Genomic DNA, 20,291 nt, shown 5'->3' on the forward strand with positions numbered 1-20,291 from the left:
CGTTTTCACAAAATTGCAAAAAACGAACAACCCATTGAAGATGAACAGAATTTTCCTGAATGTTATGTTGAGTCGTGTCAAACGGAACCATGGAACGGTCGACGAATGGCCCTCCCACACTTCATTTCGGCTCGCTTGCTTCCGTTTGCAAGCGGAACGCTCCTTGATAGTGTCTGCGTCCCTATAAGGAGTGCACCGACGCATGCTCATTCTCGATCAGAACCAGACCAGACAGGCCCTTCCCTGGGACGCGCTCATCGCGGCGCTCGCCGCCATGTTCAAGACCGGCTGCGTGATGCCGGTTCGCCATCATCATAGCGTTGCCGTTCCCCGGGAAGCCGATGCAACCTTGCTGCTGATGCCGGCCTGGCAGCCTGGAGCGTATATGGGCGTCAAGCTCGTCTCCGTCTTTCCGGACAATCACCTCAGATCCCTGCCCGCAATCCATGGCAGCTATCTCCTCTCCTCCGGCCGCACGGGGGAATTGCTGGCCGTCATCGATGGCGGCGAGCTCACGGCCCGGCGGACCGCAGCGGCTTCGGCGCTCGCAGCCAGCCATCTTGCCTGGAAAGACGCCTCGAGCCTGCTGGTGGTCGGAACCGGCCGTCTCTCGGTGAACCTGATCGAAGCCCATAGCCGGGTGCGGCCCATCACCGAGGTGATGATCTGGGGACGTGACCGAGCAAAGGCTGAACAGGCTGTTTCCGAAGCCCGGGCGCTCGGCTATGCGGCCGATGTCGCCGAGGATCTCGAAGCGGCCGCCCGTCAGGCCGACATCATTTCCTGCGCGACGCTGTCGCGTGCGCCTCTCATCCGCGGCGCGTGGCTGAAGCCCGGCAGCCATCTCGACCTGATCGGGGCCTTCAACAAGGACATGCGCGAGAGTGACGACGAGGCTGTCCGGCGTGCCCGTGTCTTCGTCGATACTCGTGCAGGCGCCTTTGCCGAGGCCGGCGACCTCCTGCAGCCCATGGCCGCCGGTGTCATCGATGCCGATCATGTGGTCGCCGAATTGTCCGAGCTGGTCGACGGGACAGAAGGCCGCCGCAGCGCCGAGGACATCACGCTGTTCAAGTCCGTCGGGGCAGCACTCGAGGATTTGGCCGGCGCAATTCTGGCTTACGAGACCGCGACACAGAACAAGGTCAGCGCGTGACACCGCGCGTGCTTCCTCATTTGCCGATCACCGATCGCCTTGCGGCGCTGGCCGAGGCACTCGCGGCTGGGAATCGGGCGGTTCTCTCTGCGCCGCCCGGCGCGGGCAAGACGACGCTCGTTCCGCTCCATCTCCTTCAGCAGTCCTGGCGGGGAGACGGGCGGATCATCCTGCTCGAACCGAGACGACTTGCCGCTCGCGCTGCGGCCTCGCGCATGGCTGCCCTTCTCGGCGAGCCTGTGGGCCAGACCGTCGGCTACCGGATGCGGCTCGACACCAGGATCAGCGCACAAACCCGCATCGAAGTGGTGACGGAAGGGGTCTTCGTGCGGATGATCCTGGACGATCCCGAGCTGCGGGGCGTGGCGGCGGTCCTGTTCGACGAATTTCATGAACGGTCGCTCGATGCCGATCTGGGGCTTGCCCTGGCGCTCGATGCCCAATCGGCGCTGCGGGGGGATCTGCGCATCCTCGTCATGTCGGCAACGCTCGATGTCGAGCGCATCACGGCCCTGCTTGCGAACCCACCCGTTATTGTCAGCGAGGGGCGCAGTTTCCCCGTCGAGATCCGCTATCGCGACAGGCCGGGCGACGAGCGGGTGGAAGACGCGGTGACGGCGGCGATCATGAAGGCGCTCGCCGAAGAGACCGGTTCCATCCTCGCCTTCCTTCCCGGGCAGGCCGAAATCCGCCGCGTGGCGGAGCGGCTCGAAACCAGGGTCGGGCCGGACATACTGATCGCGCCGCTCTACGGCATGCTGAGCCAGGCCGAACAGGATGCAGCGATCAAGCCGGCGGCATCCGGTTTTCGCAAGGTTGTCCTGTCGACCTCGATTGCCGAGACATCGATCACCATTGATGGCGTGCGCGTCGTGATCGACAGCGGCTTGCAGCGGCTGCCGGTCTTTGAAGCTTCGACCGGGATCACCCGGCTTGAGACGGTCCGCGTGTCGCGCGCCTCGGCGGACCAGCGCGCAGGGCGTGCGGGCCGAACCGAACCGGGCATTGCCGTGCGCCTCTGGCATATGGGACAGACGGCAGCGCTTCCGGCTTTCACGCCACCGGAGATCCTGTCCAGCGATCTCTCCGGACTTGCGCTCGACATGGCCCATTGGGGGGTGGCGGATCCGCGACAGCTGCTGCTTCTTGATATGCCGCCCGAGGCCGCTTTGAAGGAGGCGCGGCAGCTTCTGTTCGGGCTCGGAGCTCTGGACGAGCGCTTGCAATTGACTGCCAAGGGTCGGCGGATGCGCGATTTCGGTCTGCCGCCCCGGCTGGCCGCGATGGTGCTCGGGGCTGCCGAGCAGGGGCAGGCGCGCGCCGCGGCGGAACTGGCCGTGCTTCTGACCGAACAGGGACTGGGTGGCAGCGACCTCGATCTGGACGAGAGGCTGCGGCAATTCCGGCGGGATCGGGGAGAGAGGGCTCGCAATGCCCGCAACCTCGCCCAGCGTCTGTCGTCCGGCCTTTCGTCGGGCTCATCGGGCGCAAGCAATGGGGATGGCGAACTGCCTGCATCTGCCGGTACACTGCTCATTCATGCCTTTCCCGACCGGATCGCGCGGCAACGCGGCGGGCGGGGGCGTTTCGTGCTGGCGAATGGACGCGGTGCCGAGATTGCCGGGAGCGAGAGACTGGCCGGCGCGGAACTGCTCGTCGTCGCCGACCTGACAGGCAAGGCCGCCCAAGGCCGCGTGCTGGCGGCTGCGGAAGTGACGCGCGGCGATATCGAGGCCCTGCGTCCCGATGCCATTACGACCAAGGATGAAAGCGGCTTCGATCTCTCCAGCCGGCAGGTTCGGGCACGGCGGGTGACGCGGCTCGGCGCCATCGTCTTCGATGAACAGCCCCTGCCAAAGCCGAAGGGAGAAGAGGCCGCGCGCGCGCTGGCGGAAGGCGTGCAGCAATTGGGGCTGGCGGTTCTGCCGTTTTCCAAGGCCGCCGCGCAGCTGCGGCAAAGGCTCGGTTTCCTGCACCGGACGCTTGGTGAACCCTGGCCGGATACATCCGATCACGGCCTGCTCGAACAGCTCGATCTCTGGTTCATCCCCTTTCAGTCCGGCGTCACCAGTTTTCAGGAGGTCACGGCAGGCAGTCTGCATGACGGATTGATGGCGCTGGTGCCGGCGGGCGCGACCCGCGAGCTCGACCGTCTCGTGCCCACCCATTTCACCGCACCGACGGGGCAGTCGCATCCGATCCATTATGATGGTGACGAGCCTGTCCTGCAGATCAGGGTGCAGGAGCTCTTCGGGCTGAAGACCCATCCGACGATCGGCGGCGGCAAATTGCCACTGGTCCTGGAGTTGACCTCGCCGGCGCATCGACCCATTCAGACGACACGGGATCTTCCCGGGTTCTGGGCGGGCTCGTGGAAGGATGTGCGCGCCGACATGCGCGGGCGTTATCCGAAACACCCCTGGCCGGAGGATCCGGCTGCGGCGGCCCCGACGACACGAGCGAAACCGCGCGGGACCTGAGGTCTAAGAGGAAGGCGACAGGATGAACATGGATCTGGCTGCCAAGTTCGGACCGACCAGCCGTCGGCTGCGACTGGAGACGCTGGTCAAGCTGCGCTGGGTGGCGGTCGCCGGCCAGTTGCTGACAATCCTGGTCGTGGCGCTGTGGTTCGAATTCCCCCTGCCGTTGATGACCTGCCTAGGTCTGATCGCGGCGTTGGCGGCGGCCAATTCGCTTCTGTCCGTCGCCTTCCCGCCGACCTACCGACTGGAGCCGGCCGCGGCCTTTGCCGTCCTGTCCCTCGACCTCTTCCAGATGGGCGCCCTGCTTTTCATCACCGGCGGGCTGAACAATCCCTTCGCGCCGCTGATCTGCATTCCCGTCATCATTTCCTTCGCATCGCAGCCGAGCCGGCATTCGATCGCGCTCTTCGTCACCGCGCTTGCCTTCATCACCCTGCTCGCCTTCACGCCCTATCCCCTGCCCTGGTTCGAGGGGCGCAGCCTCGAAGTGCATCCGCTGCTACAGCTCGGCATGTGGAGCTCGATCGTGTCGATGACGGCTTTTGCGGCCTTCTACGCCTATCGCGTGTCCCAGGAAGCCACTCTTCTTGCCGATGCACTGACCGCGACCGAGCTCATCCTCCAGCGGGAGAAACACCTGCATCAGCTGGACGGGCTTGCGGCTGCCGCAGCGCATGAGCTGGGTACGCCGCTGGCAACGATTAGTGTGGTGGCAAAGGAGATGGAGCGCGACCTCGGACAGGACGAGCGCTTCCGCGAAGACGTGCAGCTGCTGCGCAGCCAGAGCGAGCGTTGCCGCGATATCCTGCGCCGCCTGACCTCGCTCGCCACGGAAGGCGAGGCGCATATGCGTGAGCTTCCTCTGTCCTCGATGATCGAGGAAGTCATCGCGCCGCATCGCGAGTTTGGCGTGAAGGTGGAGCTGATCGAGCTGTCTGCGCGTGCCGAGGAGCCGGTGGGCAGCCGCAACCCCGCGATTCTCTATGGGCTTGGCAATCTATTGGAGAATGCGGTCGATTATGCCCGCTCGAAGGTGACCGTCAGTGTCGAGCATACGGCGGCCGATGTCACGGTGACCATCGAGGACGACGGGGCCGGATTTTCTGCCGGGGTCTTGCAAAGAATTGGCGAGCCCTATGTTACCAGCAGACAAAGCGATACGCGCGCCGGTGGGCTCGGGCTCGGACTGTTCATCGCCAAGACCTTGCTGGAGCGGTCCGGCGCGAGCCTCCGGTTCGAAAATCGAAGCCCCGAGGGTTCCGGAGCCCGGGTGGTGGTCAACTGGCCACGCGAATACATGGAATTGGACACGTCGATATGACTTTACCTCTGCGGTCTGAGGATCGCATATGGTTTATCGCAGACTTTTCGTACAGTCGCAGGAACACAGAACATGGCAGACGCAGCATCACAGGTCGCAAAATCCGCCACCGGCACACAGCAGGCAGGCAATCCCGATCTCGGGCCTGACCCGTCCCTGTTGATCGTTGACGACGATGCGCCGTTTTTGCGCCGGCTGGCACGCGCCATGGAAAGCCGCGGATTTGCGGTGGAGCTTGCGGGCTCCGTCGCCGAAGGGATCGCCAAAGCCAAGGAAGCAGCACCGGCCTACGCCGTGGTGGATCTGAGACTCGGCGACGGCACCGGGCTCGATGTCATCGAGGCGATCCGTGAGCGTCGATCCGACACCCGCATCATCGTGCTGACGGGCTATGGTAATATCGCCACCGCTGTCACCGCCGTGAAACTCGGAGCGCTTGATTATCTCGCAAAGCCTGCGGATGCCGACGATGTCTATCTCGCCCTGACCCAGCGGCCCGGTGAAAAGGCGGAAATTCCGGAGAACCCGATGTCCGCGGACCGGATTCGCTGGGAGCACATCCAGCGCGTCTATGAAAGCTGCGACCGCAATGTTTCGGAGACAGCACGGCGGCTCAACATGCATCGCCGGACATTGCAGCGCATTCTGGCGAAGCGCGCGCCGAAGTAACTTACAGCGTCTTCAACTGCGCAGCCCACTCCGCAGCCATCAGCCTTTGGGCGGCGGCCCTCGAGAAATCGAGGGTGACGGCCTTGCGCGTGGCGGGGGGCAGGCGATGCTCCGGCGCTTCCCGCACAACATGCCCGGAATATCCGTCCGACAGGAACAGCCCGCAGTCCTCCGGGAAGATGTCGAGCGGAACGCCCGCATGGGTGGCGAAGAAGAGACGGTCGCAGTAGCGACGGTAGTCGGGCCATTTGCGGTCGACCCTGAAATCCTCGATCGAGGATTTGATCTCCACGATCCAGATTTCCCCTTTTTCCGAGAGCGCGATCAGATCCGCCCGACGCCCATTGGACAGGGTGAGTTCGGGAAGAATGGCAAAACGCATCTCCGCCAGGAGGATCTGTACACCGCGGCGAATCATCATCGCGCGATCGGACTGACGTCCGTCGATTAAGGGATTGTTTACCGCTACAGAGATCAAGGTCATGGAAAACTCCGCTCCGCGCGCCGAAGTCTGTTGCAAAAAAGCAATGCGGAGTCATTTTGCACCGCCGAAGACATTCGGCTGAAGTACGGCACTTGCACTGCCGAGATTAATTCAAAATAAACCATAATCAAGGATGGTCACCGAGCCATCTTCCAGCCATCACCCAAGAGCTTCCTTATGCGCTTCCGCAATATCCTGACTGCGCTCGGCCTGGTTATGTCCATCGGCCTTGCGGGCTGCACGACGACGACCGGTGAAAAGACAGAAGTCGCCGAAACCACCAAGATCGAGATCTTCAGCGATTCCTATGGCTCCGTAACCGATGCTGGTTATGCCCTGCCCGCGATTCCGATTCAGAAGGTCGACAAGAAGTTTCACCGACAAATTGTCGATTATGCGACCAAGGAAAAGCCGGGCACGATTGTCGTGAATACGCGCGAGCGTTTCCTTTACTACGTTCTGCCGCGCGGCAAGGCCGTTCGTTATGGCATCGGCGTCGGCAAGCAGGGCTTTGCCTGGGAAGGTGAAGCTTATATCGCCTGGAAGCAGGCCTGGCCGACCTGGCATCCGCCGAAGGAGATGGCAGAGCGCAAGCCTGAAGTGGCCAAGTATGTCGAGAAGGGCATGGATCCCGGCCTGCGCAACCCGCTCGGTGCCCGCGCCATGTATCTCTTCAACGAAAAGGGCCAGGACACGCTGTTCCGCCTGCACGGCACGCCGGAATGGGCTTCGATCGGTACGGCTGCGTCTTCGGGCTGCATCCGCCTGATGAACCAGGACGTGATCGACCTCTACAATCGCGTGAAGCCGGGCCGCAACTCCAAGGTCGTTGTGCAGCAGTAAGCTTCCGATACTACACTCCACAAAGAGGCCCGCCGGATCGCTCCGGCGGGCCTCGTTGTTATGGGTTTCAGTCGCCGGCGATCAGGCCGCCGACTTCGCCTTCAGCTCGATGCGGCGACGGTGGAGCACCGGCTCGGTATAGCCATTGGGTTGCTCCCTGCCCTTCAGGACGAGATCGAGAGCGGCCTGGAAGGCGACCGATCCCTCGTAATCCTTCGCCATCGGCAGATAAGCGGGATCACCGGCATTCTGGCCGTCGACAACGACGGCCATGCGCTTCAGCGTTTCGATGACCTGCTCGTCCGTCACCACGCCATGATGCAGCCAGTTGGCCATGTGCTGCGCGGAAATGCGCAGGGTTGCACGGTCTTCCATCAGACCGACATTATTGATGTCCGGCACCTTGGAGCAGCCGACGCCCTGATCGATCCAGCGCACGACGTAACCGAGGATTCCTTGCGCGTTGTTGTCGAGCTCGCGCTGGATTTCTTCCGGGGTCCAATTCGGACGCGTTGCGACCGGAACGGAAAGAATGTCCGAGAGCTTGGCCCGCGCGCGGGACTTCAGGCTGTTCTGGACGTCCGCGACATTGATGCTGTGGTAATGCGTAGCGTGCAGCGTGGCCGCCGTCGGTGACGGAACCCAGGCCGTGTTGGCGCCGGCTTTCGGATGAGCGATCTTCTGCTCCAGCATCGCCGCCATCAGATCCGGCATGGCCCACATGCCCTTGCCGATCTGGGCATGACCGGAGAGGCCGCATTCGAGGCCGATGTCGACGTTCCAGTTTTCGTAAGCCGAGATCCAGGCCGCCTGCTTCATATCACCCTTGCGGATCATGGGGCCAGCTTCCATCGAGGTGTGGATCTCGTCGCCGGTGCGGTCAAGGAAACCGGTGTTGATGAAGACGACGCGCTCGCGGGCAGCGCGGATGCATTCCTTGAGATTGACGGTGGTCCGGCGCTCTTCGTCCATGATGCCCATCTTGATCGTGTTGGGCGCCATTCCGATCAGCTGTTCTACCGCCGAGAAGATTTCGCAGGCGAAGGCCACTTCTTCCGGCCCATGCATCTTGGGCTTCACGACATACATTGAGCCGGCGCGGGAATTCTTGCGGCGACCGTTCGAGCCGATATCGTGCAAAGCGATGAGTGCGGTGATCGCCGCATCCATGATGCCTTCCGGCACCTCGTTGCCGTCCTTGTCGGTGATCGCAGGATTGGTCATGAGGTGACCGACATTGCGAACGAGCATCAGGGATCGGCCCGGAAGCGTCACCTTGTCGCCGTCAACGCCAGTCAGATCGACGTCCTTGCTCAGCGCACGGGTAAAGGTCTTGCCAGCCTTCGTGACTTCCTCGGTCAGATCGCCCTTCATCAGGCCGAGCCAATTGGAATAGACGGTGACCTTGTCCTCTGCGTCGACGGCGGCAACCGAATCCTCGCAGTCCATGATCGTGGTGAGTGCCGATTCCAGCCCGACATCGGCGATGCCGGCGGGATCGTCCTTGCCGATCAGGCTGTCCGGATCAACGAAAACCAGGGTGTGCAGTCCGTTGGTGCGGAAGTAGAGGCGGTACGCCTTTTCATTTTCGCGCTTGAAACCGACATATTGGTCGGGGCTGGACAGGCCGGTCCGTCCGTTGGAGGTCTCGACAAACAGCGCTCCGTTTTCGAAATCGAAGCCGGTGACATCCGCCCAGCTGCCGCCGGCGAGCGGCAGGCTCCGGTCGAGGAAGGCTTTCGCCCAGGCGACGACCTTGCCGCCGCGAACCGGATTGTAGCCCTTGCCCTTCTCCGCACCGTCGGCTTCGGAAATCGCGTCGGTGCCATAGAGCGCATCGTAAAGCGAACCCCAGCGGGCATTGGCAGCGTTCAAGGCATAACGCGCGTTCATCACCGGAACCACGAGCTGCGGCCCAGCGATCGACGAGATCTCCGGATCGACATTGGCCGTTTCGATCTTGAAGTCGGGGCCTTCCGGCAGAAGATAACCGATGTCGCGGAGGAAGCTTTCATAGGCCCCGAGATCAGAGGGAGCCCCGTTCTTGCGATACCAGGCATCGATTTGAGCCTGCAGTTCATCGCGCTTGGCCAGCAGGGAACGGTTCTTCGGTGCCAGCTCGTGCACGATCTTCGAGAAGCCGGCGAAGAAGGCCTCAGCCTCGACGTCCGTGCCCGGGATGACGTCGTTGACGATGAACTCGTAGAGGCGTTTGTCGATCGAAAGACCATGGGCTGAAACGGATGTCATGACGTCACTCCTCATACTGATGTCGCTGTTGGCCACAGCATCGCTGAAATGCATTCCTAGTCAATCTTGCATAAATTAGAAATATTGTTTCCGTTTTGGAAAGTCAGTTGCGGGCTGTCCTCGGCCGGCCCGTGGCCGTGGCTGTGATGCGGGCTTCGACGAGCTTGCGCCGCCCCTCGATCTCCGGTGCATCGAGCTCTTCCTTGAGGAGCAGTACGACATCGACCGCGCCACTGGCCTCCGCTCTTGTGCGCGCAAGGTCACTGGCACGAGCGCGTGCCTTCTCCAGCGCGAGCGCTTCATCCGTAACCCGGTCTCCCTCGCCGGCACCGGTGATGATGAAGAGGCCTTCCTCCGGCGAACTGACGGTGACGGACACACTGCTTCGGACCTGGCCGACGACCGCGCCAACCGCATTGGCGACATCGGCGTCTGCCGGAACAGCACAATCTGATGCCAGCATATCGGCGATGGCGGGATAGCAGACGCCGGCAGAGGCTCCGAGACCGATGAGCGGCCGATCGAGCGAAAGGTTGAAGCGCGCAATGCCTGCCTGGCGACGCAGCGCCCGGTCGATCAGCACGGAGCGTGCGGGATCGACATCGGTCAGCCCATCCTCGGCAAGAGCCGCAAACAGGATGACTTCGGCAGACTGGCGCGTCAGACGATCGACGATCATCTGGCTCAGCATCTCGACCGTCTGGGCGATCGGCTGACCCGCGCCATCCTTCTGGCGAAGGGCGAGCGTCATGCCGAGTTCGGCGGCTCTCCGGTCCCATTGCCCCTGCCGGTCCAGGACATGCATGGCATCAGAAGGGGTCAGCCCGCAGATATGGACGAGGCCCCGGGCGACGAGACGGTCGAGCGTCGCCTTCTGCTGGGTGAAGCTGATCAACTGGTCGAGCGGCAGCGGCACCGGGCCGATCTTCTGGAAAAGAGCTGCCTCCTGAGGCTGCAGACCGGCTGCCAGGTGATCCGGCACGCCCGTGCGGACGGCGAAGCGCCCGTCATGGCGACCGAGATGCGGCGCGCGCAGCTGGCGCTCGAGCACATCGGTGATGGCCGCTCCATGGAGAGCGGCTGCGAGGCTCAACGGGACGAGACGGCGTGGGCCGAGCTCGATCTTCGCCGCGAGGCCGCGGTCGTCGAAGCGGACTTCCGAATCGCCGCCGAGGCCGAAAGTGCGCATGGCGACAGCTTCCACCATGGTGCGGTAACCGCCGACGACGGCGCCATCCTGATCGAGCCGCGGCTGGCCGGCTTCCATGACCGCGACGTCGGTCGTCGTGCCGCCAATATCGGAGACAACGGCATCATCGAGGCCGGTGAGGTGACGCGCACCGACAAGGCTTGCCGCCGGGCCCGACAGGATGGTTTCGATGGGCCGCAGGCGTGCTTCGGCCGCCGAAATCAGGGCACCATCGCCCCGGACGACCATCAGCGGCGCGTGAATGCCGCGCTCGAGGAGGTAGCGCTCCGCCGAGCCGATCAGGCGGTCGATCATGGCGACCAGCCGGGCATTGAGCAATGTGGTCAGCGCACGGCGTGGCCCACCCAGCTTGGAGGAAAGCTCGTGGCTGCAGGTGACAGGCAGGCCGGAATGGCGGCGGATGATATCTCGCGCGCGCTGCTCATGGGCGGGATTGCGGACGGCGAAGTAGCCGGCAATGGCAAAGGAGGAGACATCGGCCGACAGTTCCGGCAAGGCGGCTTCCAGCGCGGCCGCATCGAAGGGGGTCTCGTTGCCATGGACATCGTGGCCGCCAACAATGAAGAGCACGGGATCCTTGCCCAGGGCTTCGGCCAGACCATCGCGCTTGAGGTCTTCCGGCCCGAAGCCGATCATGATCAAGCCGGCGCGACCACCCTGCCCTTCCACGAGTGCATTGGTTGCGAGCGTGGTGGAGAGAGAAACCAGTCCGATGGCCGAGGGATCGATGGCCGATGCCGAAAGCACGCTCTCCAGCGCTCCCGAGATCCCGATCGAGAGATCGTGGCGGGTCGTCAGCGATTTCGCCTTGGCCAGGATCCCATGGGTCTCGCTGTAGATCACGGCGTCGGTGTAGGTGCCGCCGGTATCGATGCCCAGCATGTAATCGGATGTCACGCAGTCTTCCCCATGGTGCCCGCCGGAATGGCGCGGCATCCCTTATGGCACAGGGCCTGTTACCAATTCCAGCGAGACAGCGGCAGGATCACGCCGCTTTACGGCTAGCGCGGCGTGACCCGCATCGGCAGGCCGCCGGCCGGCTGAGTCGTCAGCTTCTGAACGGGCCAGGGCTTGGTCTGCGGCGTCGTCGCAAACCTGTATTTCTGCATCAGAACTGCCAATGCGATGACCGCTTCCTGCAGCGCGAAGGTTGCGCCGATGCAGACGCGGGGGCCGGCACCGAAGGGAAGATACTGGAAACGGCCGATCTTTTCCCGCGCGCCGGGCAAGAAGCGGGAGGGATCGAAGAGGCGTGGCTTTTCCCAGTAGAGTTCGTGGCGATGCAGCGTCCAAGGCATGACCAGCACCGTCGTGCCTTTCGCGATCTCTACGACTTCGCCGTTCGGCGCCGTGTACCGATCGTCTGCAATGGCATCACGGTTGATCGACGGGGCCGGCGGGTAGAGCCGCATCGCTTCCTCGAAGGAGGCGCGGACATGCGGCATGCGATCGAGCCATTCCACGGGATCGGCACCCGAGGCAATGACCTCGTCGATCTCGCGCTCCATGGCATCCCGGACATCCGGACAATGAGCCACGCAGTAGAGCGTCCAGGCCAGAGCACGCGCGGTGGTCTCGTGGCCGGCACCGATGAAGGTCAGAATATTGTCCTCGATCTCTTCCGAGGTGAGCCCATCCGGACCTTCGAGTTCGAGCAGAAGCGTGAGGAAATCATCCGGCGCCTCGCTGCGGTTGGTCTGGATGAGCGAACGGCGGTGATCCATGGTTCGGCGCACGAGTTCTCGGAACTTGCGCAGCACGCCCAGACCTCGGATGCGCGTCAGGCGCGGGATCCATTTGGGGGCCTTCAGCAGATCGAGCGGATCGACGCGACCCATGCTGTGGAGCAGATCATCGACATCTCTCGCAAAATCGCCCTGCTCCGAGATGATCCCACCCGAAAACAGGGTCTCGGACAGGATCGCATAGGTGAGTTCGGTCATGTCGACCGCGATGTCGCGCACGACACCTTCACCGTCCGAATGATAGCGATTGAGAAAAAGCTCGCTCTGCTCACGCATCTGCCGCGCAAAACCGCGCGCATGACGCGGCGTGAAGACAGGCGCCATGGCCTTGCGGGAGCGTTTCCAGACGGGGCCCTCTGCCGTAAGCAATCCATCACGCAGGATGGGCCGCAGCACGAGCTGGCGGATCTCCGACATCTCGTAATTCGACGCATTGTCGACGAGCACATGGCGGATGAGACCGGGATCATTGGCGATGATCGTTGTCTGGCCGAAGAAGCGTGTGACGATCCAAGGCCAGGTGTAGGACGGCTGTCCCCAGAGCTCGAGCGGGTTCTTCAGGACCGTGCGAATGATTTCCAGCCGGCTGGGCGGGACCGTCCGCGGCACGGGTGCCGGCGGCTCGAAGGTCGATTTGCGCAGACTGGCGTCCATGTGATGCTCCCTCGAAGGGTTGGAGCCCCCCTCAATGAGTTAGAGCAGCGCTTCCAACTCGTCCAGCCGATCATTGATCAGCCAGCCGTAATAGTTCTCTTCCGGCCAATTCGCCGCACCACTGGCGCGCTTGGACGCAAGCGCCCGCGCCCGTTGCTGCGATCCGCCGATGTTGAAGAGCGTGGCCGTGACACCCGGATTGCCCGAGATATCGACATCGGCAATCTGACGGTAGTCGTCGATCGACTTGCGGATCACCGCCGCCATGAAGGCGAGCGAGATATCGGGATCCATGATCGCCTTGTAGACGCCGGCAGCATCGTTCTCGTCGAGCTTGGCATAGCCGGACTTCTCATGCACGAGATCCGACAGCATCAGCGCCGTCAGCGGATTGATCTGCCCGAGGCCGAAGGTCTGGCCGGCATAGAAGGGCTGAAAGAAAACCGCGCTGAACCGGTTGTTGGGATAGGATTTGCCGCCCACGGTCTTGCCGCGGAAGCGATCCTGCCAGACGTCTTCGCGGCAGGTCCAAAGACGATAGGAATCCGAATAGCCGTTGCATTCCGCAAATTCCGGCCGGCTGACGAATTCGCCGATGCTCTCGTCCTTGTAGCCGAAGCGGAAGCTGTTGCCGGCGTAGGAGGCCGCCTTCACATAGTAGCTCTGCAGGCTGTCATAGGCATCGACGTTGTAGGTGTGCTCACCGACGATCGCGCCCACCATGTGGATCGGCGCTATGCCATAGGCCGCTGCCGTCTTCTTGATCTTGCCGACCAGCTTGGAGTCGGTCTTCAGGAGATCGCGGACCTTTTCATATTTCAGATCGAAGCTGGTCTTGCCCGCCTTTGTGCGGCGCACGGACGCGCCGGGTATCGCCGGCTGCTCAGCATTGCGATTTCCCGAGGGGACCTTGTCGTCAGCAAGCGACACGGCGGGTACAAGCCCAGCGAGCGTAAAGGCGACGATGAGATTTCTGGCAATGTTCAGCACGATGGGCGGCCCCTGGACATTTGTCCTTCAACGGATTGGCGACGCAGGGCGACCGTCATCCGACAGCGGCACTCCTTACATAAGGGGCACCTGTATTGTCGATATGGGTCGCTTTCACTTTCCCGGCACGCCGGCGGCGAAAGCGACCCATAGATGCACAAAGATCACAGGATGTAGCGGCTCAGATCGGCATTGGCCGCGAGATCCCCGACATGCTCCTGCACGTAGCTCGAATCGATCATGACCTCCGAGCCGCCGCGATCCGGTGCATGGAAGGAGATCTCGTCGAGCACCCGCTCCATGACCGTCTGCAGGCGGCGCGCACCGATATTCTCGACCGTCTCGTTGAGCTGAACGGCGACATCGGCGAGCGCGTCGATCGCGTCTTCGGTGAAGTCGAGGTTCAACTCTTCGGTCGCCATCAGCGCCTTGTACTGGCGGATCAGGCTTGCCTCCGTTTCCGTCAGGATGCGGCGGAAGTCTTCCTTGGTCAGCGGCTTCAGCTCCACGCGGATCGGCAGGCGGCCCTGGAGCTCCGGCAGGAGGTCGGACGGCTTGGACACGTGGAAGGCGCCCGAGGCGATGAAGAGGATATGGTCGGTCTTGACCGGGCCATACTTGGTGGCAACGGTCGTGCCTTCGACAAGCGGCAGCAGATCACGCTGCACGCCTTCACGCGAAACGCCAGCGCCCATCGCGCCTTCGCGCGCGGCAATCTTGTCGATTTCGTCCAGGAAGACGATGCCGTCATTCTCGACCGAACGCAGAGCTTCTCGCTGGATCACCTCGTTGTCGATCAGCTTGTCGGACTCATCGCGGATCAGATCGCCGTAAGAGGCTTTGACCGTGGTGCGGACCTTCTTCGTCCGGTTGCCCATGGCCTTGCCGAACATTTCGGAGATGTTGAGGATGCCGATATTGGCCCCCGGCATGCCCGGAACCTCGAAGCCCGGCATGCCGGCCCCGCTGTCGGCAACCTCGATGTCGATTTCCTTGTCGTCGAGCTCGCCGTTACGCAGCTTCTTGCGGAAGCTGTCGCGTGTGGCGGGCGAGGCGGTTGCGCCGACCAGGGCGTCAAGCACGCGCTCTTCAGCCAGCTGATGCGCCTTGGCCTGCACCTCCTGCCGCTTCTTGTCGCGCACCAGGGCGATGCCGACCTCGACGAGGTCACGGATGATCTGCTCGACGTCACGGCCGACGTAACCGACTTCGGTAAACTTGGTGGCCTCCACCTTGATGAAGGGGGCGCCGGCGAGTTTGGCGAGGCGACGGGAGATCTCCGTCTTGCCGACACCGGTCGGGCCAATCATCAGGATGTTCTTCGGCATGACTTCGTCGCGCAGGTCTTCCGAAAGCTGCTGGCGGCGCCAGCGGTTGCGCAAAGCGATGGCGACAGCCCGCTTGGCTTCATGCTGGCCGATGATGTGGCGATCGAGCTCGGAGACGATCTCGCGCGGAGAAAAATTGGTCATTCAGTCTGCTCCTCACGATGCCGCGAACCCGCGCATCGTCGCTTGCGGTGGCACAGTCCCCGGCAGCCGTTACTCGGCGTCGAGGGTCTCAACCACCATGTTGTTGTTGGTGTAGACGCAGATCTCGCCGGCGATCGTCAGCGCCCGGCGCGCAACGTCCTCGGCGGAACGGTCGGTATCCATCAGGGCGCGGGCGGCGGCGAAGGCATAATTGCCACCGGAGCCGATTGCGATCGTGCCGTGTTCGGGCTCCAGCACGTCGCCATTGCCGGTGATCGCCAGCGTGATCGACTTGTCGGCCACCAGCATCATGGCTTCGAGATTGCGCAGATATTTGTCGGTGCGCCAGTCCTTGGCGAGTTCGACGGCAGCGCGCATCAGCTGGCCGGGATACTGTTCGAGCTTCTTTTCGAGACGATCCAGCAGCGTGAAGGCATCGGCCGTTGCGCCGGCGAAGCCTGCGATCACCTCGCCGCCCTTGCCGATGCGGCGGACCTTGCGGGCATTGCCCTTCATGACGGTCTGGCCGAGGCTGACCTGTCCGTCACCGGCCATCACCACCTTGCCGTCCTTGCGTACGGTAATAATCGTTGTCATCAGTCACCTGTCACCCGCCGACGCGGGCCTTGTGGAACGGGCACGAGGGCCCGGGTTTGTCGGTTCCTATGTAAGTGGGCTTTCAACGATTGCAATCTGGGCCATAGGCTCAGGGCCCGCGCCTTGCGGCAGCGCAATGTAACTTCTGGATATTTCACCGCCCTGCTGTTATGGGAGGGCCGAGATCCTCATGGAGCAGCCAGATGGCAGAGCGTAAAGGCGAAGTTTTCCGCAAGACCAACGAAACCTCGGTCTCGGTTTCCGTCCATATCGACGGCACCGGCACGGGCAAGGTTTCGACGGGCGTGGGCTTCTTCGACCATATGCTCGACCAGCTCTGCCGTCACTCGCTGATCGACATGGACATCGAGGTGAAGGGCGACCTGCATATCGACGATCACCATACCGTCGAGGATACGGGCATCGCGCTCGGCCAGGCGATCTCCAAGGCGCTCGGCGATCGCAAGGGCATCACGCGCTATGCCTCGATCGATCTGGCCATGGACGAGACGATGACCAAGGCGGCCATCGACGTTTCCGGTCGGCCGTTCCTCGTCTGGAACGTCAATTTCAGCGCGCCAAAAATCGGCACCTTCGACACCGAACTGGTGCGTGAATTCTTCCAGGCGTTTGCGCAGAATGCCGGGATCACACTGCATGTGCTGAACCATTACGGCGCGAACAATCATCATATCGCCGAGACCTGCTTCAAGGCGGTCGCGCGCGCGCTTCGCACGGCAACCGAAGTCGATCCGCGGCAGGCAAACCGTATCCCCTCCACCAAGGGCACCCTGGTTTAAGGGGCGTCTTCCCCCACGGGGGAAATGCCACCTTGCTCCGGTTCGGGCGTTGAACCCGGACCGTCGAGCAGAAAGGACTGGACATTATGCGAGTAGCTATCATCGATTACGGCTCGGGCAATCTGCGCTCGGCCACCAAGGCATTCGAACGGGCCGCCCGCGAGGCTGGGCTTGATGCTGAGATCGAACTCACCGACAAGGCAGACCGGGTCGCAACCGCCGATCGGATCGTGCTTCCGGGTGTCGGGGCCTATGCCGATTGCCGCCAGGGGCTCGATGCCGTTCCTGGCATGCATGACGCGATCACCGAGGTCGTCGAGAACAAGGGCCGTCCCTTCTTCGGTATCTGCGTCGGCATGCAGCTGATGTCATCGCGGGGGCTAGAGAAGACCGTGACCAACGGCTTCGGCTGGATCGAAGGTGATGTCGTCGAGATGACGCCCTCCGATCCGTCCCTCAAGATCCCACAGATCGGCTGGAATACGCTGACGCTCAATCGACCGCATCCGCTCTTCGACGGCATTCCGACGGGCCCGGACGGGCTGCACGCCTATTTCGTGCATTCCTATCACCTTGCCGCGCGCAAGCCGGAGGATGTGATCGCGACGACCGATTACGGTGGCGCAATGACTGCCTTTGTCGGGCGCGACAACATGGTGGGTGCACAATTCCATCCCGAGAAGAGCCAGGCACTCGGCCTGAAGCTCATCGCCAATTTCCTGACCTGGACGCCCTGAAGGGCACGGATACACCAATGATCCTCTTTCCCGCCATCGACCTCAAGGACGGCCAGTGCGTTCGCCTCAAGCTGGGCGACATGGACCAGGCGACCGTCTACAATCCCGATCCAGCCGCGCAGGCGCGCGCCTTCGAAGACCAGGGCTTCGAATGGCTGCATGTCGTCGATCTCAACGGTGCCTTTGCCGGAGAGAGCGTCAACGGCGCCGCCGTCGATGCGATCCTGAAGGCAACGAAGAACCCGGTGCAGCTCGGCGGCGGCATTCGCACGCTCGACCACATCGAGAGCTGGCTGTCGCGCGGGTTGTCGCGGGTGATCCTCGGTACGGTTGCCGTGCGTGATCCGGCCCTCGTCATCGAAGCCTGTAAGCGCTTCCCCGGCAAGGTCGCCGTCGGCATCGACGCCAAGGGCGGCAAGGTTGCGGTCGAAGGCTGGGCGGAAGCGTCAGAACTCGGCGTCATCGAACTCGCTCAGCGTTTCGAAGGCGCAGGGGTCGCCGCGATCATCTATACCGACATCGACCGCGACGGGATCCTGACCGGGATCAACTGGGCCTCGACGCTGGAACTGGCCGCCGCCGTTTCGATCCCCGTGATCGCATCGGGAGGCCTCGCCTCCATCGAAGACATCAAGCGCATGCTCGAGCCGGATGCTGGGAAGCTCGAAGGTGCGATTTCCGGTCGCGCGCTTTATGATGGGCGTATCGACCCTGCAGAGGCGCTGGCGCTGATCAAGGCTGCGAGAGGCTGAGGACAAGACCATGACACTCAAGGCCCGCGTGATCCCCTGCCTCGACGTGAAGGACGGCCGCGTCGTCAAGGGCGTCAACTTCGTCGATCTTATCGATGCCGGTGACCCGGTCGAGGCGGCCAAGGCCTACGACGCTGCCGGTGCGGACGAACTCTGCTTTCTCGACATCACCGCATCCTCGGACAACCGCGACACGATCTTCGATGTGGTCGCGCAGACAGCCGATCATTGCTTCATGCCGCTGACGGTCGGCGGTGGCGTTCGCGCGGTTGCCGATATCCGCAAGCTCCTGCTCTGTGGCGCGGACAAGGTGTCGATCAATTCGGCAGCGGTGAAGAACCCAGATTTTGTGGCAGAAGCCGCCGACAAGTTCGGCAACCAGTGCATCGTCGTCTCGATCGATGCGAAGAAGGTATCTGGCTCCGGCGAAACGGATCGCTGGGAGATCTTCACCCATGGCGGCCGCCAGCCGACCGGAATCGATGCGGTGGACTTTGCGATCAAGATGGTCGAGCGCGGCGCCGGCGAGTTGTTGGTCACCTCCATGGACCGGGACGGCACCAAAAGCGGCTATGACATCGGCCTCACCCGGACGATCGCCGACAGCGTTCGCGTGCCGGTCATTGCCTCGGGCGGCGTTGGCAATCTCGACGATCTGGTTGCGGGTGTTCGCGATGGCCATGCGACGGCGGTTCTCGCTGCCTCGATCTTCCACTTCGGCACCTATTCGATCGCAGAGGCCAAGGCCCACATGGCCGCAGCCGGCATCGCCATGCGTCTCGACTGACGCGGAAGGACCCCTGATGAGCAGTTTCACCCTCGCCGATCTGGAAGCCATCGTTGCCAGCCGCGCTCAGGCGGATCCGAGCCAATCCTGGACGGCAAAGCTTGTTGCAGGCGGTCAGGGCAAGGCGGCGAAGAAACTGGGTGAAGAGGCGATCGAAGCCGTGATGGCGGCCGTCAAGGACGATCGCGAAAACCTCGTCTACGAGAGCGCGGACCTGCTCTATCACCTGATGGTCGTATTGAAAATCGCTGACATCCCTTTACAAGCAGTGATGCAGGAACTCGAGCGCCGGACGGCTCAGACAGGCCTGAGCGAAAAGGCCAGTCGGCAGGATCCATGACGATAGCTATGCGGGACTCCGAAACGCCAGACGTCCTCGACCATTTCCAGGCGAACGGCTATTCCCCCTACCATTTCTTCGATAGCGAGGAATGGGCGCATTTCCGCGCCGATACGCCTCTGACGCTGACAGCCGACGAAGTGAAACGGCTACGCTCGATCGACGACCCGATCGATCTCGATGAGGTGCGGCGGATCTATCTGTCGCTGTCGCGCCTCCTGTCGTCGCATGTCGAATCCTCGCAGCTTTTGTTCGAGCAACGCAACCGCTTCCTCAGCCTCTCCGACGTTTTCAAGACGCCCTTTGTGATCGGCATCGCCGGATCCGTTGCGGTGGGCAAATCGACGACGGCGCGTGTTCTGAAAGAACTGCTTGCACGCTGGCCGTCGAGCCCGAAGGTCGACCTCGTCACCACCGACGGCTTCCTCTATCCCAACGCGCATCTGGTGAAGAACGGCATCCTGAACCGCAAGGGCTTTCCGGAAAGCTACGACATCGGCGCACTCCTGCGCTTCCTGTCGGCGATCAAGGCCGGGCTGCCGAACGTCAAGGCGCCGAGCTACTCGCACCTGACCTATGATGTGCTGCCGAACGAGCACCGGATTATCGATCGCCCCGACATCCTGATCTTCGAGGGCATCAATGTCCTGCAGTCACGCAATCTGCCGGTTGACGGCAAGATCGTGCCGATGGTGTCGGATTTCTTCGACTTCTCGATCTATATCGACGCGGACGAGAATGCGATCCATCGCTGGTATGTCGATCGCTTTATGAAGCTCAGGCAGACGGCCTTCCGCGACCCCAATTCGTACTTCCACCGCTATGCCACGATCAGCGTGGACGAGGCGACGGAGATTGCCGAGGGGCTTTGGGCGAATATCAACCTCAAGAACCTGCGCGAAAACATCCTGCCGACCCGTCCGCGCGCCGATCTCATCCTGCGCAAGGGTGATAATCACCTCGTCGAGACGGTCGCCTTGAGAAAACTGTAAGCGATCGAT

Annotated in this window: 18 protein-coding genes; 11 read left to right on the top strand and 7 right to left on the bottom strand. The window is 62.6% G+C overall.

Features of this window, described 5'->3' with window-relative positions; translation table 11 throughout:
• Positions 1 to 202: 202 nt before the first annotated feature.
• The 4 genes from lhpI to FAA86_RS06150 all read left to right on the top strand — a co-directional run bounded on the left by lhpI (position 203) and on the right by FAA86_RS06150 (position 5,629).
• Positions 203 to 1,156, top strand: a complete 954-nt coding sequence (gene lhpI, locus FAA86_RS06135; protein ID WP_136539045.1) for a bifunctional Delta(1)-pyrroline-2-carboxylate/Delta(1)-piperideine-2-carboxylate reductase — start codon at positions 203 to 205, stop codon at positions 1,154 to 1,156.
• Positions 1,153 to 3,636 (top strand): ATP-dependent helicase HrpB, encoded by a 2,484-nt coding sequence (gene hrpB / locus FAA86_RS06140; RefSeq protein ID WP_136539047.1) that lies wholly within the window; start codon positions 1,153 to 1,155, stop codon positions 3,634 to 3,636. The genes lhpI and hrpB overlap by 4 nt, the downstream gene beginning before the upstream one ends.
• Before the next feature lie 22 nt (positions 3,637 to 3,658).
• Positions 3,659 to 4,960 carry an ActS/PrrB/RegB family redox-sensitive histidine kinase gene (locus FAA86_RS06145; protein ID WP_136539049.1) on the top strand — a complete coding sequence of 434 codons (1,302 nt, stop codon included), beginning with the start codon at positions 3,659 to 3,661 and terminating at the stop codon, positions 4,958 to 4,960.
• A gap of 72 nt (positions 4,961 to 5,032) precedes the next feature.
• Complete coding sequence (locus tag FAA86_RS06150) at positions 5,033 to 5,629, top strand: ActR/PrrA/RegA family redox response regulator transcription factor (RefSeq protein ID WP_113459168.1); 597 nt, start codon at positions 5,033 to 5,035, stop codon at positions 5,627 to 5,629.
• A 1-nt stretch (position 5,630) separates the two neighbouring features.
• Here the strand turns inward: FAA86_RS06150 and FAA86_RS06155 are convergent, their stop codons facing one another.
• On the bottom strand, positions 5,631 to 6,113 hold the full coding sequence (locus FAA86_RS06155) for an MmcB family DNA repair protein (protein WP_136539051.1): 483 nt from the start codon (positions 6,111 to 6,113) through the stop codon (positions 5,631 to 5,633).
• Positions 6,114 to 6,290: 177 nt separating this feature from the next.
• Here FAA86_RS06155 and FAA86_RS06160 point away from each other — a divergent pair, with 177 nt between their 5' ends.
• Positions 6,291 to 6,956, top strand: a complete 666-nt coding sequence (locus FAA86_RS06160; protein WP_113459166.1) for a L,D-transpeptidase — start codon at positions 6,291 to 6,293, stop codon at positions 6,954 to 6,956.
• Between the two features lie 81 nt (positions 6,957 to 7,037).
• Here FAA86_RS06160 and FAA86_RS06165 read toward each other — a convergent pair whose 3' ends face one another.
• The 6 genes from FAA86_RS06165 to hslV all read right to left on the bottom strand — a co-directional run bounded on the left by FAA86_RS06165 (position 7,038) and on the right by hslV (position 15,874).
• A complete protein-coding gene (locus tag FAA86_RS06165) occupies positions 7,038 to 9,206 on the bottom strand; it encodes a malate synthase G (protein ID WP_136539053.1) in 2,169 nt (722 codons plus the stop codon).
• A 103-nt stretch (positions 9,207 to 9,309) separates the two neighbouring features.
• Positions 9,310 to 11,313: a hydantoinase/oxoprolinase N-terminal domain-containing protein gene (locus FAA86_RS06170; RefSeq protein ID WP_136539054.1), complete on the bottom strand. Its 2,004-nt coding sequence runs from the start codon at positions 11,311 to 11,313 to the stop codon at positions 9,310 to 9,312.
• 104 nt (positions 11,314 to 11,417) lie between these two features.
• Positions 11,418 to 12,815 (bottom strand): cytochrome P450, encoded by a 1,398-nt coding sequence (locus FAA86_RS06175; RefSeq protein ID WP_136539056.1) that lies wholly within the window; start codon positions 12,813 to 12,815, stop codon positions 11,418 to 11,420.
• A gap of 39 nt (positions 12,816 to 12,854) precedes the next feature.
• Positions 12,855 to 13,781 carry a DUF1402 family protein gene (locus FAA86_RS06180; protein ID WP_246035023.1) on the bottom strand — a complete coding sequence of 309 codons (927 nt, stop codon included), beginning with the start codon at positions 13,779 to 13,781 and terminating at the stop codon, positions 12,855 to 12,857.
• Between the two features lie 188 nt (positions 13,782 to 13,969).
• Complete coding sequence (gene hslU, locus FAA86_RS06185; protein ID WP_136539058.1) at positions 13,970 to 15,277, bottom strand: ATP-dependent protease ATPase subunit HslU; 1,308 nt, start codon at positions 15,275 to 15,277, stop codon at positions 13,970 to 13,972.
• Between the two features lie 69 nt (positions 15,278 to 15,346).
• Positions 15,347 to 15,874 carry an ATP-dependent protease subunit HslV gene (gene hslV, locus FAA86_RS06190; protein ID WP_136539060.1) on the bottom strand — a complete coding sequence of 176 codons (528 nt, stop codon included), beginning with the start codon at positions 15,872 to 15,874 and terminating at the stop codon, positions 15,347 to 15,349.
• Between the two features lie 203 nt (positions 15,875 to 16,077).
• Between hslV and hisB the strand changes: the two genes are divergently transcribed.
• The 6 genes from hisB to coaA all read left to right on the top strand — a co-directional run bounded on the left by hisB (position 16,078) and on the right by coaA (position 20,282).
• Positions 16,078 to 16,674: an imidazoleglycerol-phosphate dehydratase HisB gene (hisB, locus tag FAA86_RS06195; RefSeq protein WP_136539062.1), complete on the top strand. Its 597-nt coding sequence runs from the start codon at positions 16,078 to 16,080 to the stop codon at positions 16,672 to 16,674.
• Between the two features lie 86 nt (positions 16,675 to 16,760).
• Positions 16,761 to 17,411, top strand: a complete 651-nt coding sequence (hisH, locus tag FAA86_RS06200) for an imidazole glycerol phosphate synthase subunit HisH (protein WP_136539064.1) — start codon at positions 16,761 to 16,763, stop codon at positions 17,409 to 17,411.
• 17 nt (positions 17,412 to 17,428) lie between these two features.
• A complete protein-coding gene (hisA, locus tag FAA86_RS06205) occupies positions 17,429 to 18,163 on the top strand; it encodes a 1-(5-phosphoribosyl)-5-[(5-phosphoribosylamino)methylideneamino]imidazole-4-carboxamide isomerase (RefSeq protein WP_113459159.1) in 735 nt (244 codons plus the stop codon).
• A 10-nt stretch (positions 18,164 to 18,173) separates the two neighbouring features.
• Positions 18,174 to 18,950: an imidazole glycerol phosphate synthase subunit HisF gene (gene hisF / locus FAA86_RS06210; RefSeq protein WP_136539066.1), complete on the top strand. Its 777-nt coding sequence runs from the start codon at positions 18,174 to 18,176 to the stop codon at positions 18,948 to 18,950.
• A gap of 16 nt (positions 18,951 to 18,966) precedes the next feature.
• Positions 18,967 to 19,290, top strand: coding sequence for a phosphoribosyl-ATP diphosphatase (locus FAA86_RS06215; protein WP_136539068.1), 324 nt, complete (start codon positions 18,967 to 18,969; stop codon positions 19,288 to 19,290).
• The gene (gene coaA / locus FAA86_RS06220; RefSeq protein WP_136539070.1) at positions 19,287 to 20,282 is read left to right on the top strand and encodes a type I pantothenate kinase; all 996 of its coding nucleotides are present in this window, start codon (positions 19,287 to 19,289) and stop codon (positions 20,280 to 20,282) included. The genes FAA86_RS06215 and coaA overlap by 4 nt, the downstream gene beginning before the upstream one ends.
• The last annotated feature ends 9 nt before the right edge of the window (positions 20,283 to 20,291 follow it).

This window comes from Rhizobium rosettiformans W3, from assembly GCF_004912135.1.
In the GTDB taxonomy this organism is placed as follows: domain Bacteria; phylum Pseudomonadota; class Alphaproteobacteria; order Rhizobiales; family Rhizobiaceae; genus Allorhizobium; species Allorhizobium rosettiformans.

What these genes read in the sequence shown, in the direction of transcription:
- lhpI (WP_136539045.1), top strand. Translation starts at nt 203, where the DNA reads ATGCTCATTCTCGATCAGAACCAGACCAGACAGGCCCTTCCCTGGGAC.
- FAA86_RS06145 (WP_136539049.1), top strand. Translation starts at nt 3,659, where the DNA reads ATGAACATGGATCTGGCTGCCAAGTTCGGACCGACCAGCCGTCGGCTG.
- FAA86_RS06150 (WP_113459168.1), top strand. Translation starts at nt 5,033, where the DNA reads ATGGCAGACGCAGCATCACAGGTCGCAAAATCCGCCACCGGCACACAG.
- FAA86_RS06155 (WP_136539051.1), bottom strand. Translation starts at nt 6,113, where the DNA reads ATGACCTTGATCTCTGTAGCGGTAAACAATCCCTTAATCGACGGACGT.
- FAA86_RS06160 (WP_113459166.1), top strand. Translation starts at nt 6,291, where the DNA reads ATGCGCTTCCGCAATATCCTGACTGCGCTCGGCCTGGTTATGTCCATC.
- FAA86_RS06165 (WP_136539053.1), bottom strand. Translation starts at nt 9,206, where the DNA reads ATGACATCCGTTTCAGCCCATGGTCTTTCGATCGACAAACGCCTCTAC.
- FAA86_RS06175 (WP_136539056.1), bottom strand. Translation starts at nt 12,815, where the DNA reads ATGGACGCCAGTCTGCGCAAATCGACCTTCGAGCCGCCGGCACCCGTG.
- hslU (WP_136539058.1), bottom strand. Translation starts at nt 15,277, where the DNA reads ATGACCAATTTTTCTCCGCGCGAGATCGTCTCCGAGCTCGATCGCCAC.
- hslV (WP_136539060.1), bottom strand. Translation starts at nt 15,874, where the DNA reads ATGACAACGATTATTACCGTACGCAAGGACGGCAAGGTGGTGATGGCC.
- hisB (WP_136539062.1), top strand. Translation starts at nt 16,078, where the DNA reads ATGGCAGAGCGTAAAGGCGAAGTTTTCCGCAAGACCAACGAAACCTCG.
- hisH (WP_136539064.1), top strand. Translation starts at nt 16,761, where the DNA reads ATGCGAGTAGCTATCATCGATTACGGCTCGGGCAATCTGCGCTCGGCC.
- hisA (WP_113459159.1), top strand. Translation starts at nt 17,429, where the DNA reads ATGATCCTCTTTCCCGCCATCGACCTCAAGGACGGCCAGTGCGTTCGC.
- hisF (WP_136539066.1), top strand. Translation starts at nt 18,174, where the DNA reads ATGACACTCAAGGCCCGCGTGATCCCCTGCCTCGACGTGAAGGACGGC.
- FAA86_RS06215 (WP_136539068.1), top strand. Translation starts at nt 18,967, where the DNA reads ATGAGCAGTTTCACCCTCGCCGATCTGGAAGCCATCGTTGCCAGCCGC.
- coaA (WP_136539070.1), top strand. Translation starts at nt 19,287, where the DNA reads ATGACGATAGCTATGCGGGACTCCGAAACGCCAGACGTCCTCGACCAT.